The 21,719-nt window shown below is 62.6% G+C and carries 14 protein-coding genes and 3 rRNA genes; 14 read left to right on the forward strand and 3 right to left on the reverse strand.

What is annotated here, in order from left to right; translation table 11 throughout:
• Positions 1-17 precede the first annotated feature (17 nt).
• From ACX5I4_RS07765 to ACX5I4_RS07775, 3 genes are all read left to right on the forward strand, one after another.
• Positions 18-1,223: an argininosuccinate synthase gene (locus ACX5I4_RS07765; RefSeq protein WP_461836171.1), complete on the forward strand. Its 1,206-nt coding sequence runs from the start codon at positions 18-20 to the stop codon at positions 1,221-1,223.
• On the forward strand, positions 1,223-2,638 hold the full coding sequence (gene argH / locus ACX5I4_RS07770) for an argininosuccinate lyase (RefSeq protein WP_461836172.1): 1,416 nt from the start codon (positions 1,223-1,225) through the stop codon (positions 2,636-2,638). Before ACX5I4_RS07765 ends, argH begins: the two co-directional genes overlap by 1 nt.
• 125 nt (positions 2,639-2,763) lie before the next feature.
• The gene (locus tag ACX5I4_RS07775; RefSeq protein ID WP_461836173.1) at positions 2,764-3,501 is read left to right on the forward strand and encodes a maleylpyruvate isomerase family mycothiol-dependent enzyme; all 738 of its coding nucleotides are present in this window, start codon (positions 2,764-2,766) and stop codon (positions 3,499-3,501) included.
• Here ACX5I4_RS07775 and ACX5I4_RS07780 read toward each other — a convergent pair.
• Entirely contained in the window at positions 3,407-4,972 is a 1,566-nt protein-coding gene (locus ACX5I4_RS07780) for a DNA-3-methyladenine glycosylase 2 family protein (RefSeq protein ID WP_461836174.1), read from the reverse strand. The genes ACX5I4_RS07775 and ACX5I4_RS07780 overlap by 95 nt on opposite strands.
• A 95-nt stretch (positions 4,973-5,067) precedes the next feature.
• On the opposite strand from ACX5I4_RS07780, the gene ACX5I4_RS07785 reads away from it, so the two are divergent.
• Complete coding sequence (locus tag ACX5I4_RS07785; protein ID WP_461836175.1) at positions 5,068-5,718, forward strand: DNA-3-methyladenine glycosylase; 651 nt, start codon at positions 5,068-5,070, stop codon at positions 5,716-5,718.
• An 18-nt stretch (positions 5,719-5,736) separates the two neighbouring features.
• Here the strand turns inward: ACX5I4_RS07785 and ACX5I4_RS07790 are convergent, their stop codons facing one another.
• Positions 5,737-6,372 carry a GNAT family N-acetyltransferase gene (locus ACX5I4_RS07790; protein WP_461836176.1) on the reverse strand — a complete coding sequence of 212 codons (636 nt, stop codon included), beginning with the start codon at positions 6,370-6,372 and terminating at the stop codon, positions 5,737-5,739.
• A gap of 158 nt (positions 6,373-6,530) precedes the next feature.
• Between ACX5I4_RS07790 and ACX5I4_RS07795 the strand changes: the two genes are divergently transcribed.
• From ACX5I4_RS07795 to rrf, 5 genes are all read left to right on the forward strand, one after another.
• Positions 6,531-8,759, forward strand: coding sequence for a HelD family protein (locus ACX5I4_RS07795; protein WP_461836177.1), 2,229 nt, complete (start codon positions 6,531-6,533; stop codon positions 8,757-8,759).
• A 44-nt stretch (positions 8,760-8,803) separates the two neighbouring features.
• The gene (gene tyrS, locus ACX5I4_RS07800) at positions 8,804-10,114 is read left to right on the forward strand and encodes a tyrosine--tRNA ligase (RefSeq protein ID WP_461836178.1); all 1,311 of its coding nucleotides are present in this window, start codon (positions 8,804-8,806) and stop codon (positions 10,112-10,114) included.
• A 529-nt stretch (positions 10,115-10,643) separates the two neighbouring features.
• Positions 10,644-12,166 (forward strand): 16S ribosomal RNA (locus ACX5I4_RS07805).
• A gap of 536 nt (positions 12,167-12,702) precedes the next feature.
• Positions 12,703-15,840, forward strand: a 23S ribosomal RNA gene (locus tag ACX5I4_RS07810).
• Between the two features lie 151 nt (positions 15,841-15,991).
• Positions 15,992-16,108: ribosomal RNA gene (gene rrf, locus ACX5I4_RS07815) — 5S ribosomal RNA — on the forward strand.
• Together the 16S, 23S and 5S rRNA genes form the textbook arrangement of a ribosomal RNA operon.
• A 560-nt stretch (positions 16,109-16,668) precedes the next feature.
• Here rrf and ACX5I4_RS07820 read toward each other — a convergent pair.
• On the reverse strand, positions 16,669-17,718 hold the full coding sequence (locus ACX5I4_RS07820) for a hypothetical protein (protein ID WP_461836179.1): 1,050 nt from the start codon (positions 17,716-17,718) through the stop codon (positions 16,669-16,671).
• Positions 17,719-17,772: 54 nt separating this feature from the next.
• Between ACX5I4_RS07820 and ACX5I4_RS07825 the strand changes: the two genes are divergently transcribed.
• The 5 genes from ACX5I4_RS07825 to ACX5I4_RS07845 are packed head-to-tail and all read left to right on the forward strand — an operon-like array spanning position 17,773 to position 21,718.
• Positions 17,773-18,621, forward strand: a complete 849-nt coding sequence (locus ACX5I4_RS07825) for a hypothetical protein (RefSeq protein WP_461836180.1) — start codon at positions 17,773-17,775, stop codon at positions 18,619-18,621.
• Complete coding sequence (locus ACX5I4_RS07830) at positions 18,614-19,603, forward strand: HAD-IIA family hydrolase (RefSeq protein ID WP_461836181.1); 990 nt, start codon at positions 18,614-18,616, stop codon at positions 19,601-19,603. Before ACX5I4_RS07825 ends, ACX5I4_RS07830 begins: the two co-directional genes overlap by 8 nt.
• A 9-nt stretch (positions 19,604-19,612) precedes the next feature.
• Positions 19,613-19,867, forward strand: a complete 255-nt coding sequence (locus ACX5I4_RS07835; protein WP_461836182.1) for a hypothetical protein — start codon at positions 19,613-19,615, stop codon at positions 19,865-19,867.
• A 2-nt stretch (positions 19,868-19,869) separates the two neighbouring features.
• Positions 19,870-20,682 (forward strand): TlyA family RNA methyltransferase, encoded by an 813-nt coding sequence (locus tag ACX5I4_RS07840; RefSeq protein ID WP_461836183.1) that lies wholly within the window; start codon positions 19,870-19,872, stop codon positions 20,680-20,682.
• A gap of 13 nt (positions 20,683-20,695) precedes the next feature.
• Complete coding sequence (locus ACX5I4_RS07845; protein WP_461836184.1) at positions 20,696-21,718, forward strand: NAD kinase; 1,023 nt, start codon at positions 20,696-20,698, stop codon at positions 21,716-21,718.
• Position 21,719 lies beyond the last annotated feature (1 nt).

The raw sequence follows: 21,719 nt of genomic DNA on the forward strand, positions 1-21,719 counted from the left end.
AACAAAGGAGCACTCTCGTGACTGAGCGCATTGTTCTGGCCTACTCCGGTGGCCTTGATACTTCCGTAGCCATCGGCTGGATCGGTGAAGCCACCGGTGCCGAGGTCATCGCTGTGGCGGTCGACGTCGGACAGGGCGGCGAGTCGCTGGAGACGATCCGCCAGCGCGCCCTCGGCTGCGGCGCCGTCGAGGCCTACGTGGCCGACGCCCGCGACGAGTTCGCGAACGAATACGCCATGCCCACGCTGAAGGCCAACGCCCTCTACCAGGGCCACTACCCGCTGGTCTCGGCCATTTCCCGCCCGGTGATCGTCAAGCACCTCGTCAAGGCCGCCCGCGAATTCGGCGCCACCACTGTGGCGCACGGCTGCACGGGCAAGGGCAACGACCAGGTCCGCTTTGAGGTCGGCATCCAGACCCTCGGCCCGGACTTGAAGTGCATTGCACCCGTCCGCGACCTCGCACTGACCCGCGACAAGGCCATTGCCTTTGCAGAGGAAAAGGGACTGCCGATCGAGACCACCAAGAAGAACCCGTACTCGATCGACCAGAACGTCTGGGGACGCGCCGTCGAAACCGGTTACCTCGAGGACATCTGGAACGCTCCCACCAAGGACATCTACGACTACACGGCCACCCCGGAATTCCCGCCGGCACCGGACGAGGTCACCATCACCTTCGAAGCCGGCGTGCCGGTGGCCATCGACGGCGTCAAGCGCACTCCGCTCCAGGTCATCCAGGAACTGAACCGCCGCGCCGGTGCCCAGGGCGTTGGCCGTATCGACGTCGTCGAGGACCGCCTGGTGGGCATCAAGTCTCGCGAAATCTACGAAGCTCCAGGCGCGATGGCCCTCATCACCGCTCACAAGCACCTCGAGGACGTCACCATCGAGCGCGAGCAGGCCCGCTTCAAGGCCACCGTCGGCCAGCGCTGGTCCGAGCTGGTCTACGACGGCCAGTGGTTCTCCCCGCTCAAGCGCTCCCTGGACGCTTTCATCGAGGACACCCAGAAGTACGTCTCCGGCGACATCCGAATGGTCCTGCACGGTGGCCAGGCCATCGTCAACGGCCGCCGCTCTGACACCTCGCTCTACGACTTCGACCTCGCCACCTACGACACCGGCGACACCTTCGACCAGTCGCAGGCCAAGGGCTTCATCGAGCTGTGGGGAATGTCCTCCAAGGTCGCCGCGGGCCGCGACCTGCGCGTGTCGGGCCAGTAATGACGTCGGCGACGAACACTGGCGCGCTGTGGGGCGGCCGCTTCGCCGGCGGCCCCGCAGATGCCCTTGCCGCACTGAGCAAGTCCACGCATTTTGACTGGCGGCTGGCCCGCTACGACATCGCCGGTTCCAAGGCGCATGCCCGCGTGCTGCACAAGGCCGGGCTGTTGGACGATGCCGAACTCGAAGGCATGCTCGCCGCACTCACCCTGCTGGATGACGACGTCGCGAGTGGCGCCTACCAGCCTGCGGAGAGCGATGAGGACGTGCACGGTTCCCTCGAACGCGGGCTCATCGAGCGGGCCGGAACCCACCTGGGCGGCAAGCTCCGGGCAGGGCGCTCGCGCAACGACCAGGTGGCCACGTTGGGCCGCATGTTCCTGCGCGACCATGCCCGCATCATTGCCCGCGGCGTGCTCGCAACGATCGACGCCCTCGTGGAGCAGGCCAAGGCCCACCGGGGTGTTGCCATGCCCGGCCGGACGCACCTGCAGCATGCCCAGCCCGTCCTGCTGAGCCACCATTTGCTGGCCCACGCCTGGGCACTGTTGCGCGACGTGCAGCGGTTCCAGGACTGGGACAAGCGCGCCGGCATCTCGCCGTACGGTTCCGGTGCCTTGGCTGGTTCCTCGCTCGGGCTGGATCCTGAGGCCGTCGCCGCGGATCTCGGGTTCTTCTCGGCGGTCCACAACTCGATCGACGGCACCGCCTCGCGCGATGTCTTCGCCGAGTTCGCATGGATCTGCTCGATGATCGGCATCGACTTGTCGAGGGTCTCCGAGGAAGTCATCCTGTGGGCCACCAAGGAGTTCTCCTTCGTGACGCTGCATGATTCGTACTCCACGGGGTCTTCGATCATGCCGCAGAAGAAGAACCCGGACGTCGCCGAACTCGCCCGCGGCAAGGCAGGGCGCCTCATCGGGAACCTGGCCGGCCTGTTGGCGACGCTCAAGGGCCTGCCGCTCGCGTACAACCGCGACCTGCAGGAAGACAAGGAGCCGGTCTTCGACGCCGCGGACACCTTGGAAGTGCTGCTCCCGGCAGTCTCCGGAATGATCGCCACGCTCACCTTCAACACTGAGCGCATGGCATCCCTGGCACCACAGGGTTTCGCCTTGGCCACGGACATCGCCGAGTGGCTTGTCCGGCAGGGCGTGCCGTTCCGGGAGGCCCACGAGCTCTCCGGTGCAGCGGTGAAGCTGGCTGAGGGACGCAGCGTTGAGCTGTGGGACCTGACCGACGAGGAGTACGCGGGCATTTCGGAACATCTGACCCCCGAGGTCCGCTCCGTGCTCAGCACCGAAGGTTCGCTCAATAGCCGGAACTCGCAGGGCGGAACGGCCCCGGCCGCCGTCGAGCGCCAACTGCTTGCCCTCGAAGCTGAACTCGCAGTGGTTCGGCAGTACGCGCAGTAACCAAAGCAGGTCCACACCGGTGGGCATTTCGCGGCAGTGTTTTACGCAAAAGCTGCCACGAAATGCCCGCCGTTGTCAGTTAATCCTCGTTAACAGCCGTTAACTCTGTCGGATACTATGGCGCTATGACCGAGATCACTACCTCAGCGCTTCTTGCCGAGCTCCACAAAGCAGCCGGCACTGTCACCGACGTTGTCGCCAAACTCGGCGAAGCCGATGTTGCAGCTCCCTCCGAGCTGCCCGGGTGGACCCGCGGCCACGTGCTGGCGCACATTGCCGGCATCTCCAACGCCATGGCCCGCCAGCTGGAATACGCCGCCCGCGGCGAGACCATCGACATCTACGACGGCGGCTACGAGGGCCGTACGAAGGCCATTGAGCTGGCGGCGAGCCACAGCCTCGCGGAACACCGTGACGCCACCGAGGCCGCCCTCGCCCGGGCCCTGAGGGCCTTCGACGGGCTTGTGGAGTCCGGCTGGAACACCCGGATCAGCTTCCGGAACGGAACAGTGCTCGACGGCGGCCTGGCGCTCTGGCGCGAACTGGTCATCCACGTCACGGACCTGGGAGTCGGTCGCGGCCCGGAGGCCTGGAGCCGGCAATTCTGCGAGCATCTCTTCGATTTCCTCTCGGCCCGCGTGCCCGCAGACCAGAAATTCGTGCTTCAGCCCCTGGGCCTGCCGCAGCTGGTCATCGGCTCGGGACGGCAGTCCGTTGCCATCAACGGCATGATCACGGACATCGCGGCCTGGCTCGCCGGGCGCACGCCTACCCTGGGAAGCCTGCGGGCCTCTGCCGACGCGGACGGTGTTGACTTGCCGGAGCTTCTCCCGTGGCCATCGAGCGTTCCCGCGGCGCACTAGCGTTGACGCGTTTGCTTGCAGCTGCGCGCCACAGGTGCATCGTGGCGTAAGAACGCCACGGGCTCACGTTGCGGAAGTCTGCAGGCAGGCCTTCCGCGGCAGCCAGATTCTTGAGGCCGTTCCGAACCGCCGCATCGTTGGCGAGGAAGACGTCCGGGTCGCCGATGACCCTCATCGCCACGTAGCCCACGGTCCATGGTCCGACGCCGGGCAGCGGCAATAGTTTGTCCGCGAGCGTTTGGGGGTCATCGCCGTAGTCGAAGTCGAGTTCCCTGCTGGCCATGGCTGCTGCCGCGGCCAGCACGGAATCTATGCGCCGTTGCGGGCCTCTCAGCAGTTCCCGCCCCGAGCCGGCGATCTCCCCGGCCGTGGGGAAAAGACGGTCCAGGCCCAGTGCGTATCCTGCGTGCCCTTCCGGCAGGCGGGTCCCGGCGTCGGAAAGTTGCGTCAACGCGGTCCGGGCGGCGGCTACGGTGATTTGCTGGCCGATCATCGCCCGGATCAGCAGCTCTTGGGGATCCACGGCGCCCGGGACCCTGATCCCGGGCGTATCGCGAACTGATGAGTAGAGCCTGGCATCGGAGGCCAACGCCTCGTCCACGGCCACAGGATCGGCGTCGAGATCGAACAATCGCCGCACGCGGCTGAGGAGCACGGGAAGATCGTGGAGATCCATGGTACTGACGGCGAGGGTCAGCGCGCCGCCGCGCGCCCCGGCGTCGTACTCCACCGTGAACGCGGCATCGCCGCGGGGCAAGCGGAGGGTTCGCGCGTAACTTGTAGGACCGGCCAGCTCGATGCCGGGAACCGCGCGGGCGGCGAGGAAATCGAAAATCCCCGCGTCGAATGGCTCCCGGTACGGGAGCTTGAGGGTCAGGGAGGTAGCCCCGCCCTGCCTGCCCTGATGGCCAAGAGGCCTCGCTGTGGCCCGCAGCGCTGTCGGGGTCAGGGCAAAGACTTCGTTGATGGTGTCGTTGAACTGGCGGACGCTATTGAACCCGGAAGCGAACGCGACGTCTGCGAGCTTCATCGAGGTTGACACCAGGAGTGTCCTGGCCGTCTGCGCCCGGCTGGCCCGTGCGAGGGAAAGCGGCCCGGCACCGAGCTCATGGCTGAGGATCCGGTTCAACTGGCGGGAAGAGTAGCCCAGCCTCGTGGCGAGCCCTTCGACGCCCACCCGGGAGATCGCGCCATCGTTGATGAGACGCATGGCCCGGCCGGCGACGTCCGAACGCAGGTTCCACGCCGGTGTGCCCGGAACCGCCTCCGGGAGGCACCGCTTGCACGCCCTGTACCCGGCCTCGTGGGCCGCTGCCGAGGTTTCGTAGAACGTCACGTTCTCGGCCTTCGGCGTCCGGGCCGGGCACGACGGCCGGCAGTAGATGCCCGTCGAGCGGACTGCGGTGAAGAACTGGCCGTCGAACCGGGGATCCCGCGCATCGATGGCACGGTAGCGTTGCCAAAAGTCCATGACTTCATCCTTACAGCATCGGCAGGCGCTTCCTAGCGGAAATCGGACATTGCCGACGACGGGTCCAGCTGCCGGATCTTTGCTAGGGTCTGGGCATGACAACGCAGGGTGCATCCCCGGACGCCATCCGGGCCATCCTTACCGGGGATCCCCGGGACGTTGCCCCCTTGCTCCTCGGCGCCGTGCTGAGCCACCGGACTCCGGAAGGAACAGTGTCCGTCCGGATCAGCGAGGTTGAGGCCTATCTGGGGCCGCGGGGCTCCGCCCAACCCGATCCCGGGTCACATACGTTTGGCGGACCCACAGCACGCAACGCTCCCATGTTTGGTCCGGCTGGCCACCTCTACGTCTACTTCACGTATGGCATGCACTATTGCGCCAATATTGTTTGCGGTCCCGACGGTGTTGCCTCCGCGCTGTTGTTGCGCGCAGGGGAGGTGGTGGCGGGGCAAGCCCTGGCACAGTCCCGCCGTCCGGCGTCGAGATCGCTGACCGACCTCGCCAGTGGGCCCGCCCGGCTTGCGTCCGCCTTGGGGCTGACCACGGCGGACAGCGGCCGCGATGCCTTGGCTGAGCCGTTCGGCCTCGAACTTCCGGCTACCCCGGCAGCGCAATCAGCAGTCGCGAGCGGACTGCGGGTGGGCGTATCAGGCGACGGCGGTTCCGCTGACTACCCGTGGCGGTTTTGGCTCTCCGGGGACCCCACTGTATCCCGTTACAAGCCGGGCCGAAGCCGCGCCGTCTAGAAGCCCCGGGGGCATCCCTCAAGCAGCGTGTTCGCTCCGGGTCGGTTCGGCGACATACGCGCAGTGGTTGTCGGGCAGCTCGAAAGGCGCCAGACGGCCAAGCAATGATTCGCGCACCTGGGGCCATTCCTCCCGCAGGATCGAGAACACGGCCGTGTCGCAGCGGCTGCCGTCGGGGGCAAAGCGGTGCCCGCGCAGCGTGCCCTCGTAGCTGGCGCCAATCCGCTGAATGGCTGAGGCGCTGCGTGTATTGCGCGCATCGCAACGGAAGCCAATCCGGTGGACGTCCAGCACATCGAAGGAATATGCCAGCAGCAGTTGCTTCGCCGCCGGATTGACGTGGCTTCCCCAAAACGGGCGCCCGTAGAAGGTCCCGCCGATTTCGAGGCGCTGCTGCCGGGGACTGTACTCGCACAGGGACGTCGTCCCCAGCAGCGCACCCGTCCGCTGCTCGACGACGGCGAACGGGATGGTTGCCGGATCTTCGAGGCGGGCCGCGAAGAGTTCGGCCAGTTCCGCGGCGCTCAAAGGCTGTTCGGCGGCCATGCCGGACCACATCCCGGAGTCCACGAAATCAAACAGTGGGCCGGCATGGGCGGGGGAGAGCGGGACCAGGCTGATGCCGTGGCGGGTCAGGGCAACGTCGTGCTGCATTGCAGCATTGAAGCACCACCGGGTACGGACTGAAAAGCTCAGCAGGTTAGCTCTGAGTGAACATTGCGTGACGTACCGGCGTGCGGGCAGTTTCACACGCGTCAAGCAAAACCGCTGTAGAATGGACGGTCCGTCTTTTTCGATAGGGGAACGTTTCGATGCACGACGCTGATTTGCTCCACGAACGGGAGTACGTGGCCGGTCTTTACTCGCGCCTGGATGAGTTGCGGGAGGAAAAGCGCCAGCAGCTGGCGCAGGTCCGGCGCGCCGGAGCGGTGGGCACCATGCAGAACGTTTCTGAACGTGACGCCTTCGCGGCGCTGTACGAGGACCGCCTCGCCCAGCTCGACGCCGTCGACGACCGTCTCGTGTTCGGGCGCCTTGACCTGGACACCGGAGAGGCGCAGTACATCGGCCGCATCGGCCTCTCCACGGCGGATCTCCAGCGACTCATGGTCGACTGGCGCGCCCCCGAAGCCGGCCACTTCTACCAGGCGACGGCCTTCGACCGGCAAGGCGTCCGCCGTCGTCGTCACCTGATCTTGCAAGGCCGCGAGGTCAAGGCAATCGAAGACGATGTCCTTGATGCGAGCATGCTGGCGGACAACGACTCCCTCCAGGGCGAGGGTGCTCTCCTCGCGGCCTTGAACTCCAAGCGCACAGGCCGCATGTCGGACATCGTGGGCACCATCCAGTCCGAGCAGGACCGCATCATCCGTTCGACCATTTCGGGAGCCCTCGTTGTCCAGGGCGGCCCTGGTACCGGTAAGACCGCCGTCGCGCTTCACCGTGCGGCCTACCTGCTCTACACCCACCGTGACCGCCTGAAGTCCGCGGGAGTGCTGCTCGTTGGCCCGTCGTCGTCGTTCATGCACTACATCGAGCGGGTCCTGCCTTCCCTCGGCGAGACCGGCGTGGTCATGGCCAGCCTTGGACGCCTCATGCCGGGTATCCATGCCGTCCCGGAAGCGGATCCCGATGTCGCAGCGCTCAAGGGCAAGCTGGACATGGCGGGTGTCATTGCCAATGCCGTGGCCAACCGGCAGCGGACGCCCGCCGAGGACCGCATCCTCGAGGTTGACTCCCGCAAGCTCACTTTGTCTGTCCGGCAGGTACGTCGCGCCCGGGACAGGGCACGTGCCACGGGCAAGCCGCACAACGAAGCACGCGTGACGTTCGTGAAAATCCTGCTGCGCGAGCTCACGGAGCAGCTGACGGAGATCGTTGAGGAATCGAACATCGGCAACAATGCCGACCGTTCCTACCTCGCCGAGGACGTCCGCTCGGCACGCGACGTCAGGATCGTCCTGAACCTGTGCTGGATGCCCATGACGCCCGAGAAGCTCGTCTCCGAGCTCTTCAGCAAGCCTGCCATCCTGGAAGCCTGCACCCCGCACCTCACGCCCGCGCAGCGTGCCCTCCTGCTTCGCCCCGCGGATGCCCCGTGGACGGAAGCCGACGTTCCGCTGCTCGACGAGGCCGCTGAGCTCCTGGGCGAGCTGGATCCTGCGGCCGGCAGGGGACTGGCGCAGCAAGAGCACGACCGTGCCCGTGATATCGCCAACGCCAAGCAGACCCTGGTCAACATGGAGGCCATGGGCGTCGACGTATTGATGACGGCCGAGGAACTGGCGGACCAGAACCAGGAACGCGAAACGCGACTGACCGCGGCGGAACGAGCCACGAGCGACCGTTCGTGGGCGTTCGGACACATCGTGGTGGACGAAGCCCAGGAACTCTCGCCCATGCAGTGGCGGCTTTTAGTCCGCCGCTGCCCGTTGAAGTCCTTCACGATCGTCGGCGATATCGCCCAGACGAGTTCCTCTGCCGGTGCGAATTCCTGGCAAAGTGCCCTCGCGCCGTCGTTCGGGGATCGCTGGCAGCTCGAAGAACTCACCGTCAACTACCGCACCCCCTCGCAGATCGCCGAAGCAGCCGTCCGCATGGCGAACCGCGCAGGCCTGGTTGTCTCGGCTCCCAAGGCCGTCCGTGAAGGCAAATGGTCGCCCATCGTGGACCGCGTGGACGAAGCGGGCATGGTGGACCGGCTCGTTGAAATCCTCCCGGAAGAACTGGAAGCGATCGACGGCGGCCTCCTCGCGGTGATTGCCGACGGCGCCCTCCTGCCGCGCGCTGCAGCCGCCCTCCGTGGCGTCTACGGCCACCGTGTGGGCACCGGAGCGGGCAGCTATTCCCAAGACATCGTGGTCATCAGCCCGAAGGAAGCCAAGGGCCTCGAGTTCGATGGCGTCGTTGTTCTGGAACCCGCCGCCATGCTCAATCACGAGCACGGCAAGGTGGGCGATCTGTACGTCGCCATGACCCGTCCGACGCAGCGACTCCGGCTTATCACCGCCGCGCCGCTGCCGGCGGGTATCGAGCGCTGAGGGAAACAAGCAAGCTGAATGGCAATCCTGCTAACTTAGAACTCGTGTCACACGTAAACAACCTCGAGTCCCAGCACAACGACCCGGGCTTTGCCAATATCTGGCAAGAGCTCAAATGGCGCGGCCTGATCCACGTTTCCACTGATGAAACGGAATTGGAAAAGCTGCTCGCCGGGGACCCGATCACGTATTACTGTGGCTTCGACCCCACGGCTCCGTCACTGCACCTTGGCAACCTCGTCCAGCTGCTGCTCATGCGCCGCCTGCAGTTGGCCGGCCACAAGCCGCTAGGCCTCGTGGGCGGCTCCACCGGCCTGATCGGCGACCCGCGCCCGACGGCGGAACGCACCTTGAACACCAAGGACACGGTTTCGGAGTGGGTCGGCTACCTTCAGGCGCAAGTCCGCCGCTTCCTCAGCTTCGAGGGCGACAATGCCGCACGCATGGTGAACAACCTTGACTGGACCGCACCGCTGAGCGCCATCGACTTCCTGCGTGAAATCGGGAAGCACTTCCGCGTGGGTACCATGCTCCGCAAGGATGCCGTTGCCTCCCGTCTCAGCTCCGATGAAGGCATCAGCTACACCGAGTTCAGCTACCAGATCCTGCAGGGCATGGACTACCTCCAGCTCAACCGCGATTACGGCTGCGTGCTGCAAACCGGTGGCTCGGACCAGTGGGGCAACCTGACGAGTGGCACGGAGCTGATCCGTAAGGTCGACGCCAAAGTTGTCCACGCCTTGGGCACGCCCCTCATTACCAATTCGGACGGCACCAAGTTCGGTAAGAGCGAGGGCAACGCCATTTGGTTGGACGCCCACATGTGCAGCCCGTACGCCTTCTACCAGTTCTGGCTCAACACCGCAGACGCCGACGTCGTTGACCGCCTCAAGGTCTTCACTTTCCTTAGCCGCGCCGAGATTGAGGAACTTGGAGCCGCTGTTGCCGAGCGCCCGTTCGCACGCGAGGGCCAGCGCCGGCTCGCCTACGAAGTCACTTCGCTGGTGCACGGAGTCGATGCGACGGAGAAAGTGATCGCTGCTTCGGCTGCACTGTTCGGCAACGGCGATCTCTCGGTTCTGGACGAAGTGACCCTGGCGTCCGCAACGGCCGAGCTGCCGTCTGCCTCGATCGGCGCGGATGGCTTGGGCATCGTCGACCTCCTGGTTGCTTCCGGACTGTCCGAGAGCAAGTCTGCCGCCCGACGCACGGTGGGGGAGGGTGGCGCCTACGTGAACAACAGCAAGGTGACCGACCCCGACGCCGTCATCGACCAGGCGGAACTGCTTCACGGCCGGTACCTGTTGTTGCGCCGCGGGAAGAAGAATCTGGCCACCGTCGAAGTGACCATCTGACGGTTCCTTGACGCGCCAGCCCTGACTATTGCACGCTCCTCCGAGGCCGACTTGCGCCGCCCCGGGGGAGCGTGTATCGTTTTCTGAGTTGCTGCCGCTGATGCGGACAAATTGCGACAAAATCCCATCGAATTGCGAATGATCCGATTTTGGACGAAAGTCTGGAAATCGGATAATTTATCGACTCTGTGGGGAAATTCGATTCGATTGGGTGAATTTCCGGAGAAATCCTGGATTTGCAAAGTTGAAATGAATGAAATAAAGTAGAAACATCGCAGCGAGGAAATGCGGAACGTCGAATTCAATTGAATTTGTTCCGGGGAGTATTCGGATTGTGTCTGTTGTTTGAGAACTCAATAGTGTGCCAAGTTTGTTGATACCGGTTTATTTTATATGAATTGGTTGAATTTTGCCGGGCCTTGTCCGCCCCTGTGGGTGGGGTCTGGTATTTTTAGCTGGTTTCAAATTTTGTGCAGCTGCTTCGACCGTTGTTTCCGGTGGTTGTGGTTGTGTCTGTTTTTGTTTTACTTCAACGGAGAGTTTGATCCTGGCTCAGGATGAACGCTGGCGGCGTGCTTAACACATGCAAGTCGAACGATGATCTCCAGCTTGCTGGGGGGATTAGTGGCGAACGGGTGAGTAACACGTGAGTAACCTGCCCTTGACTCTGGGATAAGCCTGGGAAACTGGGTCTAATACCGGATATGACCGTCTGACGCATGTCATGGTGGTGGAAAGCTTTTGCGGTTTTGGATGGACTCGCGGCCTATCAGCTTGTCGGTGGGGTAATGGCCTACCAAGGCGACGACGGGTAGCCGGCCTGAGAGGGTGACCGGCCACACTGGGACTGAGACACGGCCCAGACTCCTACGGGAGGCAGCAGTGGGGAATATTGCACAATGGGCGAAAGCCTGATGCAGCGACGCCGCGTGAGGGATGACGGCCTTCGGGTTGTAAACCTCTTTCAGTAGGGAAGAAGCGAAAGTGACGGTACCTGCAGAAGAAGCGCCGGCTAACTACGTGCCAGCAGCCGCGGTAATACGTAGGGCGCAAGCGTTATCCGGAATTATTGGGCGTAAAGAGCTCGTAGGCGGTTTGTCGCGTCTGCTGTGAAAGACCGGGGCTCAACTCCGGTTCTGCAGTGGGTACGGGCAGACTAGAGTGATGTAGGGGAGACTGGAATTCCTGGTGTAGCGGTGAAATGCGCAGATATCAGGAGGAACACCGATGGCGAAGGCAGGTCTCTGGGCATTAACTGACGCTGAGGAGCGAAAGCATGGGGAGCGAACAGGATTAGATACCCTGGTAGTCCATGCCGTAAACGTTGGGCACTAGGTGTGGGGGACATTCCACGTTTTCCGCGCCGTAGCTAACGCATTAAGTGCCCCGCCTGGGGAGTACGGCCGCAAGGCTAAAACTCAAAGGAATTGACGGGGGCCCGCACAAGCGGCGGAGCATGCGGATTAATTCGATGCAACGCGAAGAACCTTACCAAGGCTTGACATGAACCGGTAACGCCTGGAAACAGGTGCCCCGCTTGCGGTCGGTTTACAGGTGGTGCATGGTTGTCGTCAGCTCGTGTCGTGAGATGTTGGGTTAAGTCCCGCAACGAGCGCAACCCTCGTTCCATGTTGCCAGCACGTAGTGGTGGGGACTCATGGGAGACTGCCGGGGTCAACTCGGAGGAAGGTGGGGACGACGTCAAATCATCATGCCCCTTATGTCTTGGGCTTCACGCATGCTACAATGGCCGGTACAAAGGGTTGCGATACTGTGAGGTGGAGCTAATCCCAAAAAGCCGGTCTCAGTTCGGATTGGGGTCTGCAACTCGACCCCATGAAGTCGGAGTCGCTAGTAATCGCAGATCAGCAACGCTGCGGTGAATACGTTCCCGGGCCTTGTACACACCGCCCGTCAAGTCACGAAAGTTGGTAACACCCGAAGCCGGTGGCCTAACCCTTGTGGGGGGAGCCGTCGAAGGTGGGACCGGCGATTGGGACTAAGTCGTAACAAGGTAGCCGTACCGGAAGGTGCGGCTGGATCACCTCCTTTCTAAGGAGCGCCATTATCATTTCCGTGGTTGCCGCATGGTGGCCGTGGGGGTGTGTGGAAGCAAAGCCCATTGCGCAGGCGTCTGTTCTGCGGTGGGTGCTCATGGGTGGAATATCAGCAGATAGCGGCCGGTTGTTTCTTTCCTGTCCTTAGTACGGATGCTCTTTGAGTGTCCTGGAACGGTGCGGGTGGGGGGTGTCCGGTTTTCGTGTTTGGCACACTGTTGGGTCCTGAGGCAACAGGGCCATGGCCTGCGGGTGTCCTTCTTCTTTTTGGGGGGCGGTGCGGGGTGTGGGTTTGGTGTTTCCGGTTGTCCTGGCTGCATGTCCTCGTGCGTGGTGGCTGCCCCTTTTTGGTGGGGTGGCTGGTGCGGGGGTGTGGTACGGGGTTGTTGTTTGAGAACTACATAGTGGACGCGAGCATCTGACACGGGCAGGCCCTTGGGGTTTGTCTTGTGTCTACAGCAATTTCTTTTTTTTGAACCCGGCCCTTCTTTTGGGGGGTCTGGTTCTCTCGAGAAGTCTTTGATTTTTGTGTGGTCAAGTTTTAAGGGCACACGGTGGATGCCTTGGCATTAGGAGCCGAAGAAGGACGTAGGAATCTGCGATAAGCCTGGGGGAGTTGATAACCGAACTTTGATCCCAGGATGTCCGAATGGGGAAACCCCGCCAGGCGCGTTTGCGTGATCTGGTGACCCGCATCTGAACACATAGGGTGCGTGGGGGGAACGCGGGGAAGTGAAACATCTCAGTACCCGCAGGAAGAGAAAACAAGAGTGATTCCGTTAGTAGTGGCGAGCGAACGCGGATGAGGCTAAACCGTTCCATGTGTGATAGCCGGCGGGCGTTGCATGGGCGGGGTTGTGGGACTTTCCGTACTGGTTCTGCCGGACCGGTGGGGTGAGAGCATGAGCATAGGTGAACGGTCTTGAAAGGCCGGCCGTAGAGGGTGTGAGCCCCGTAACCGTAATGTTGTGTGCCGCCTGGAGAGGATCCCAAGTAGCACGGGGCCCGAGAAATCCCGTGCGAATCTGTCAGGACCACCTGATAAGCCTAAATACTTCCTAATGACCGATAGCGGACCAGTACCGTGAGGGAAAGGTGAAAAGTACCCCGGGAGGGGAGTGAAACAGTACCTGAAACCGTGTGCTTACAATCCGTCGGAGCAGCCTTGTAGCTGTGACGGCGTGCCTTTTGAAGAATGAGCCTGCGAGTTAGTGTTACGTCGCGAGGTTAACCCGTGTGGGGTAGCCGTAGCGAAAGCGAGTCTGAACAGGGCGAGTGTAGTGGCGTGATCTAGACCCGAAGCGGAGTGATCTACCCATGGCCAGGTTGAAGCGACGGTAAGACGTCGTGGAGGACCGAACCCACTTCAGTTGAAAATGGAGGGGATGAGCTGTGGGTAGGGGTGAAAGGCCAATCAAACTCCGTGATAGCTGGTTCTCCCCGAAATGCATTTAGGTGCAGCGTTGCGTGTTTCTTGCCGGAGGTAGAGCTACTGGATGGCCGATGGGCCCTACAAGGTTACTGACGTCAGCCAAACTCCGAATGCCGGTAAGTGAGAGCGCAGCAGTGAGACTGTGGGGGATAAGCTTCATAGTCGAGAGGGAAACAGCCCAGACCACCAACTAAGGCCCCTAAGCGTGTGCTAAGTGGGAAAGGATGTGGAGTTGCGAAGACAACCAGGAGGTTGGCTTAGAAGCAGCCATCCTTGAAAGAGTGCGTAATAGCTCACTGGTCAAGTGATTCCGCGCCGACAATGTAGCGGGGCTCAAGTACACCGCCGAAGTTGTGGATTTCAGACAGGGACAAGCCTTCGTGGTTCAGTCGTCTGGAGTGGTAGGGGAGCGTCGTGTGGGCGGTGAAGTCGCGGTGTAAACCAGCGGTGGAGCCTACACGAGTGAGAATGCAGGCATGAGTAGCGAAAGACGGGTGAGAAACCCGTCCGCCGAATGATCAAGGGTTCCAGGGTCAAGCTAATCTGCCCTGGGTAAGTCGGGACCTAAGGCGAGGCCGACAGGCGTAGTCGATGGACAACGGGTTGATATTCCCGTACCGGCGAAGGACCGCCCATGCCAAGCGGGGGATACTAACCGCCCGGAGCCTGCCCAAGCACCCTTGTGGTGTGCGGGTTTTGGCCGAGCGCGGGACCTGATCCCGGGAGGTAAGCGTATTAACAGGTGTGACGCAGGAAGGTAGCCGGGCCGGGCGATGGTTGCCCCGGTCTAAGGATGTAGGGTCAGCGATAGGCAAATCCGTCGCTGTGTCTTGGATGACGTTCCTGAGATCTGATGGGACCCCCGTCATGGGGGGATCCGGTGATCCTATGCTGCCTAGAAAAGCATCGGCGCGAGGTCTTAGCCGCCCGTACCCCAAACCGACACAGGTGATCAGGTAGAGAATACCAAGGCGATCGAGAGAATTATGGTTAAGGAACTCGGCAAAATGCCCCCGTAACTTCGGGAGAAGGGGGGCCCCAACCTTGAACACCGCTTGCCGGTGGGAGGGGATCGGGGCCGCAGAGACCAGGGGGAAGCGACTGTTTACTAAAAACACAGGTCCGTGCGAAGTCGCAAGACGATGTATACGGACTGACTCCTGCCCGGTGCTGGAAGGTTAAGAGGACCGGTTAGCCGCAAGGCGAAGCTGAGAATTTAAGCCCCAGTAAACGGCGGTGGTAACTATAACCATCCTAAGGTAGCGAAATTCCTTGTCGGGTAAGTTCCGACCTGCACGAATGGAGTAACGACTTCCCCGCTGTCTCAACCATAAACTCGGCGAAATTGCAGTACGAGTAAAGATGCTCGTTACGCGCAGCAGGACGGAAAGACCCCGAGACCTTTACTATAGTTTGGTATTGGTGTTCGGAGTGGCTTGTGTAGGATAGGTGGGAGACGTTGAAGCCCTCACGCCAGTGGGGGTGGAGTCATCGTTGAAATACCACTCTGGTCACTTTGGACATCTAACTTCGGCCCGTGATCCGGGTCAGGGACAGTGCCTGATGGGTAGTTTAACTGGGGCGGTTGCCTCCTAAAAAGTAACGGAGGCGCCCAAAGGTTCCCTCAGCCTGGTTGGCAATCAGGTGTCGAGTGTAAGTGCACAAGGGAGCTTGACTGTGAGAGAGACATCTCAAGCAGGGACGAAAGTCGGGACTAGTGATCCGGCGGTACATTGTGGAATGGCCGTCGCTCAACGGATAAAAGGTACCTCGGGGATAACAGGCTGATCTTGCCCAAGAGTCCATATCGACGGCATGGTTTGGCACCTCGATGTCGGCTCGTCGCATCCTGGGGCTGGAGTAGGTCCCAAGGGTTGGGCTGTTCGCCCATTAAAGCGGTACGCGAGCTGGGTTTAGAACGTCGTGAGACAGTTCGGTCCCTATCCGCTGCGCGCGCAGGAAATTTGAGAAGGGCTGTCCTTAGTACGAGAGGACCGGGACGGACGAACCTCTGGTGTGTCAGTTGTACTGCCAAGTGCACCGCTGATTAGCTACGTTCGGATGGGATAACCGCTGAAAGCATCTAAGCGGGAAGCTCGCTTCAAGATGAGATTTCCAAACACCTCGTGTGTGAGAGGCCCCCAGCCAGACCACTGGGTTGATAGGCCGGATGTGGAAGACAGGACCAACGACTGTTGAAGCTGACCGGTACTAATAGGCCGACAACTTACACCACACAAACAAAACTGCTTGCGTCCACTATGTGGTTCCCGAACAACAACCCGTTGTTGTCACAGGAACAAACCACAACTGAATAACAACACCACAATGTTGTAACCAGTCTTCCCACCCCCGCACCCAGCGTGCCGGCGGGACGGGTAACAAGGTTACGGCGGTCATAGCGTGGGGGAAACGCCCGGTCCCATTCCGAACCCGGAAGCTAAGACCCACAGCGCCGATGGTACTGCACCCGGGAGGGTGTGGGAGAGTAGGACACCGCCGGACAACCATTACAGTTCAGGCCCCGACATCGAATGTCGGGGCCTGAACCATTTAACACCCAAACACCCGCCCTCACAGCCAGACCCCCGCTCACCTATGACCCGGTTTCCACCAACCCCGCTCACTTATGACCGGTTGTGGGCGGACCCTCGCTCACCTATAAGGGTGTCGGGGTCAAACTCCCGCTCACTATCAACGGGCCGGCCCCAGCCCCCACCCGCCGTCGGGGACACAGGTGAGCGGGCGTCCCGCCGGGACCCGCCATATGTGAGCGGGCGTCCGCCCGGAAGGCACGATAAGTGAGCGAGCGTCGTTTGAGGCTTCCGACCATTTGGCAGCCCAAATGCCGATACTCCGTCCTTGGACTCGGATCTGCCAGCCGGCCGAAGGGGCTCAGCCATGCCTGGGGTTGTGATGATTCCCACGGGAAGCTGAATAGGCGGTCCTCGAATGCGTTCGAGGATGGCTGTTCACCTAGAATTACATAAGAGATACGAGCCGGATCCCGGCGGCGTGAGAACAAAATACGGATAAGAGCGGCTGCGCATGCGCCAGTGGTCAGCTCACAACAGGAGGAATCCATCATGGCTGAGCACAACGGCGGCAACCGCGGCAACTTCGGCGGTGGCCGTGGCGATCGCGGTCCGTTCCGCGCCAACAACAATTCCGGGGGCGACCCGCGAGGATTCCGTTCCAGGGACAATCGTGAAGGCAGTACTGGCGGTGACCGTAAGCCTTTTGGTGATCGTCCGAGCCGTGAGGGTGACCGGGACCCTAAGCCCTTTGGCGATCGTGACCGTAAGCCCTTTGGTGATCGTGACCGGAAGCCGTTTGGTGATCGTCCGCGTCGTGATGGGGATGCGCGCCCGAGTTTTGGCGATCGTGACCGTAAGCCCTTTGGTGATCGTGACCGGAAGCCGTTTGGTGATCGTCCGCGTCGTGATGGGGATGCGCGCCCGAACTTTGGCGACCGTGACCGGAAGCCGTTTGGTGATCGTCCGAGCCGTGAGGGTGACCGGGATCGCAAGCCGTTCGGCGACCGTCCGCGTCGTGATGGGGATGCGCGCCCGAACTTTGGCGATCGTGACCGCAAGCCGTTCGGCGACCGCAAGCCGTTCGGCGACCGTAAGCCAGCTGGTGACGGTGAGCGCCGTGGCTTCGGTGACCGCGACCGTAAGCCGTTTGGTGATCGTCCGAGCCGTGAGGGTGAGCGTGATCGTAAGCCTTTTGGTGATCGTCCGAGCCGTGAGGGTGACCGGGATCGCAAGCCGTTCGGTGATCGTCCGCGTCGTGATGGGGATGCGCGCCCGAGTTTTGGTGATCGTGACCGCAAGCCGTTCGGTGATCGTGACCGGAAGCCGTTCGGCGACCGTCCGCGCCGTGAAGGCGAGGGAGAACGCCGTAGTTTCGGCGATCGTCCCGAGCGCGGTCCCCGCAAGTTCGACGGCCCACGTACCGAGGGACGCAGCTTCGGCGGCGGATCCTGGGAAGAGCGTCCCGCGCGGGTTCCGAACGCAGCGGACCTGCGCAGCGCCAACCGCCCGGACCGCGAGCGTTCCCCAGAGATCGACGACGACGTTACGGGCCAGGAGCTCGACAGGGTCACCAAGCATCAGATCAAGACCCTTGAAGGCACTAATGCCGAATGGGTTTCCAAGCACCTTGTGATGGCCGGCCGGCTCATCGATATCGACCCTGAGCTGTCCTTCCAGCACGCGTTGGCAGCCAGTCGCCGTGGTGGACGCTTGGCAGCTGTCCGTGAAGCTGTGGGCCTCACCGCCTACGCTGCCGGCCACTATGGCGAGGCGCTTCGCGAGTTCCGCACCTACCGTCGGATCAGCGGCTCCAACGTCCATTTGCCGCTCATGGCTGACTGCGAACGCGGTCTGGGGCGACCTGACCGCGCGCTGGATGTCGTCCGTTCTCCCGAAGCCCAGGATCTCGACGCCCCTGGCAAGGTTGAACTCGCAATTGTGGCCTCCGGAGCCAGGACCGATCTTGGCCAGTTGGATGCCGCCGTGGCTGAGCTCGAGATCATCCAGCTCGACATCAACCGCGCCTTCTCCTACAGTCCGCGCCTGTTCCGCGCTTACGCAGACGCCCTGACGGCAGTGGGCCGCGCAGAGGAGGCCGGCAAGTGGCAGCGCCAGGCAGTCGTTGCGGAAAATGCCCTTGGCGTAGGAGACTTCGAGGACCCGGACATCATCGACCTCGGCGAGGACGATGAAAACGAAGCTCGCAAGCCTCGTTTCCGGAACATCGAAGAGAACAAGGAGCGAACCGAAGAGAGCAAGTCCGAGGCTGCCCCGGTACGCGCGGAAACGGTCCTCGGCTCTGAAGCCACCGAACAGGACGACGTGGAACTCGACGACGTCGAGTCTGACTACTTTGAGTCCGACGACGCCGAGTCCGACCGCGATTCCGTCGAGGACGCCGAAGAGGACGAAGAAGACGAGGAAGACGAGGAAGACGGGGAAAAGGCTCCCGAGGACGGCGAAGAGACCAAGAATGACTGAGGCCCCACTGGTTTCACGTTTCGACGCAGTTCTGTCCGATTTGGACGGAGTTGTTTATGCGGGCCCCCACGCCATTCCCGGCGCCGTGGAGTCCCTGCAGCGGCTTGAATCGGTGGGGGTGCGGCTTGGATATGTCACCAACAACGCCTCGCGAACCCCCGCCCAGGTTGCGGCGCATCTTCGTGAGCTTGGTGCACCGGCTGAGGACAATCAGGTGGTCAGCTCTTCGCAGGCCGCCGGCGATCTTCTGGCCGGTCTCCTGGCTCCCGGTTCGCGCGTGATGATCACCGGTAGCGCGGCGTTGGCCCATGAGATAGAACTCGTTGGCCTCACCCCCGTCCATAGCGCCGAAGAGAAGCCCGTGGCAGTAGTCCAGGGCTTCAATCCGGAAATCGCCTGGAAGGACTTGGCCGAGGCATCCTACGTTGTTGCTGCGGGTGCCCTCTGGGTCGCCACAAATACGGACATGTCCATTCCCCAAGCCCGCGGTATTGCACCCGGTAACGGGACCCTGGTGGCCGCCGTCGCGTCTGCCACGGGGAAGCAACCGAGAGTCGCAGGCAAGCCGGAAGCCCCGCTCTTCCACTCGGCGGCACGGAGGCTCAAGTCAGAGCGCCCGATCGTGGTGGGCGACCGCCTCGACACCGACATCCTCGGCGGCAACCGTGCGGGCTTCGCGACGGCGGCGGTCCTCACCGGGGTCGACACGCCCGAGTCCATCCTTGCCGCACGCAGTTCGGAACGCCCCGGCTACCTGCTGGCCGATCTCACGGAACTATACGAGCCGTACCCCGAGATCGTCGAGGAGGACAGCACGTTCCGCTGCGGAAAGGCAACTGCTGAAGTCCAAGATGGCCTGATCACCGTCTCCGGGTCCGAGAAGGACCTGGACGCCTGGCGGGCCGCGTGCGCAGCCTGGTGGGCCGCCAACCCGGACGCGGCAGAGGCTACATCGCCGCGGCTCGAATGGCTCGAAAACTAGACTGGTCCAATGAGCGAGTTGAACGATCACCCGGAGAGCGCCGTCGAACCGGACGCGACCGACCTGGACGGCCTGGGGCCGCGCAGCGTCGAACCGCACGATGCGCCATGGCCGGACGACACTGCCGCCAGCGGTGATGCAGCCGTGGATTCGACCCTGGAACGGCTTGCGGACATCCCCTCAGTGCCGGTGGCCGAGCACAGCGGCATGTACGCCGAGATCCACGACTCCTTGATGGCGGCCCTCGACGCCGAAGAACGCTGAGCATGGCCAGACTTGACCAGGAGCTCGTCACCCGTGGATTGGCGAGGTCGCGGACCCATGCCGCGAAACTCATTGCGGACGGGAAGGTCAGTTCCGGAGGCAGCGTTCTCGCCAAGGCGGCGCAACAGGTCTTCGAAACTACCGAACTCGATGTCCAAGCCCACGCCGAGGACATTTACGTCAGCCGCGCCGGCCACAAACTGGCCGGGGCGCTGGCAGCGTTCCCTTCCGTCGTTGTGGAGGGAAAGCGGTGTCTCGACGCCGGAGCCTCCACCGGCGGCTTTACGGACGTGCTGCTCCGGCAAGGTGCCGCACACGTAGTGGCGGTCGACGTCGGGCATGACCAGTTGGTGCCGTCCTTGCGGAACGATCCGCGCGTCGCTGTCCATGAGGGCCTCAACGTCCGCTATATGACTCCGGAACAAATCGGCGGCCCGGCCGCGCTCACCGTGGCAGACCTGTCCTTCATTTCCCTTACCCTGGTTCTGCACCCGCTCGCGGCATGCACTGAACCCGGGGGAGACCTTGTGCTCATGGTGAAGCCCCAATTCGAGGTGGGCAAGGAACGCCTGAGCCGCACAGGCGTGGTCACGTCCGACCATGAACGGCGGCGCGCGGTAGCCCAAGTTGCGAAGGCGGCAGTGGACGCCGGCCTTGAACTCTGCGGCCTGGCACCGAGCCCTTTGCCGGGCCAGGACGGAAATGTGGAGTACTTCCTGTGGATAAAACGCAGGATTCAGGCGGACTTGCCTAAGATCGAAGAGCGTGACGAGGAAGTTACTGCACTGATGGAACGAATCTGGACCACCCACTAGAAAGCAGAACACCATGAGCAGGCGCGTTTTGGTCCTTGCCCACACCGGGCGTGAGGACTCCCTTCGCGCGGCCTGGGATGCCTGCGGGCAGCTCCACTACTCAGGTCTGATTCCCGTAATGCAGAAATCGGAACTGGACGACATCGAACGGTTCTACGGTGTGGTGGATAAGCCGATCGAAATCCTTCATGAGGATGTCCGGTTGGAGGACGTCGAACTCGTCATGGTTCTTGGCGGCGACGGCACCATCCTGCGCGCGGCCGAGCTGGTCCGCAACGTCGATGTTCCCCTCTTGGGCGTCAACCTCGGGCATGTTGGCTTCCTCGCCGAGAGCGAACGGGCTGATCTTGCCCAGACCGTTGAATGGATTGCCAGCCGCGAATACACCGTGGAAGAACGCATGACCATCGACGTCCAAGTGTGGGTCCGTGGCCAGAAGATCTGGCACACGTGGGCTCTCAACGAGGCGGCCATTGAAAAGGCTGACCGGGAGCGCATGATCGAGGTAGTGACCGAAGTGGATGAACGTCCCCTGACGTCCTTTGGCTGCGACGGAGTGGTGCTCGCAACCCCCACGGGCTCCACGGCTTACGCGTTCTCCTCCGGCGGTCCAGTGGTGTGGCCTGAGGTGGAGGCCTTGGTGATCGTCCCCATCAGCGCCCATGCCCTCTTCGCCAAACCCCTCGTTGTGTCGCCGCGGTCCAAGCTGGCTGTTGAGATCCTCACCCGGACTGACGCCCAAGGCGTGCTGTGGTGCGATGGCCGACGTTCCGTCGACCTGCCGCCCGGCGCCCGGATTGAGGTAACACGATCCACCAGGCCCGTACGGCTTGCCCGCACCCACCAGACCCCGTTTTCCGCGCGGCTCGTCCGGAAGTTTGAGCTCCCCATCCACGGTTGGCGAGGCCCGGCACCCCGTTCGGCGGACATCCACACCGGTCCTACCCCCGTGGTCAGGACTTTCAAGCCCAGCCCTTTGCCAACGCCCCAGGACGTGCGGACAGGCAGAGCGGCCGACCCCACCAAGGAGATGTAAA

Source organism: Arthrobacter sp. MMS24-S77 (assembly GCF_054888235.1).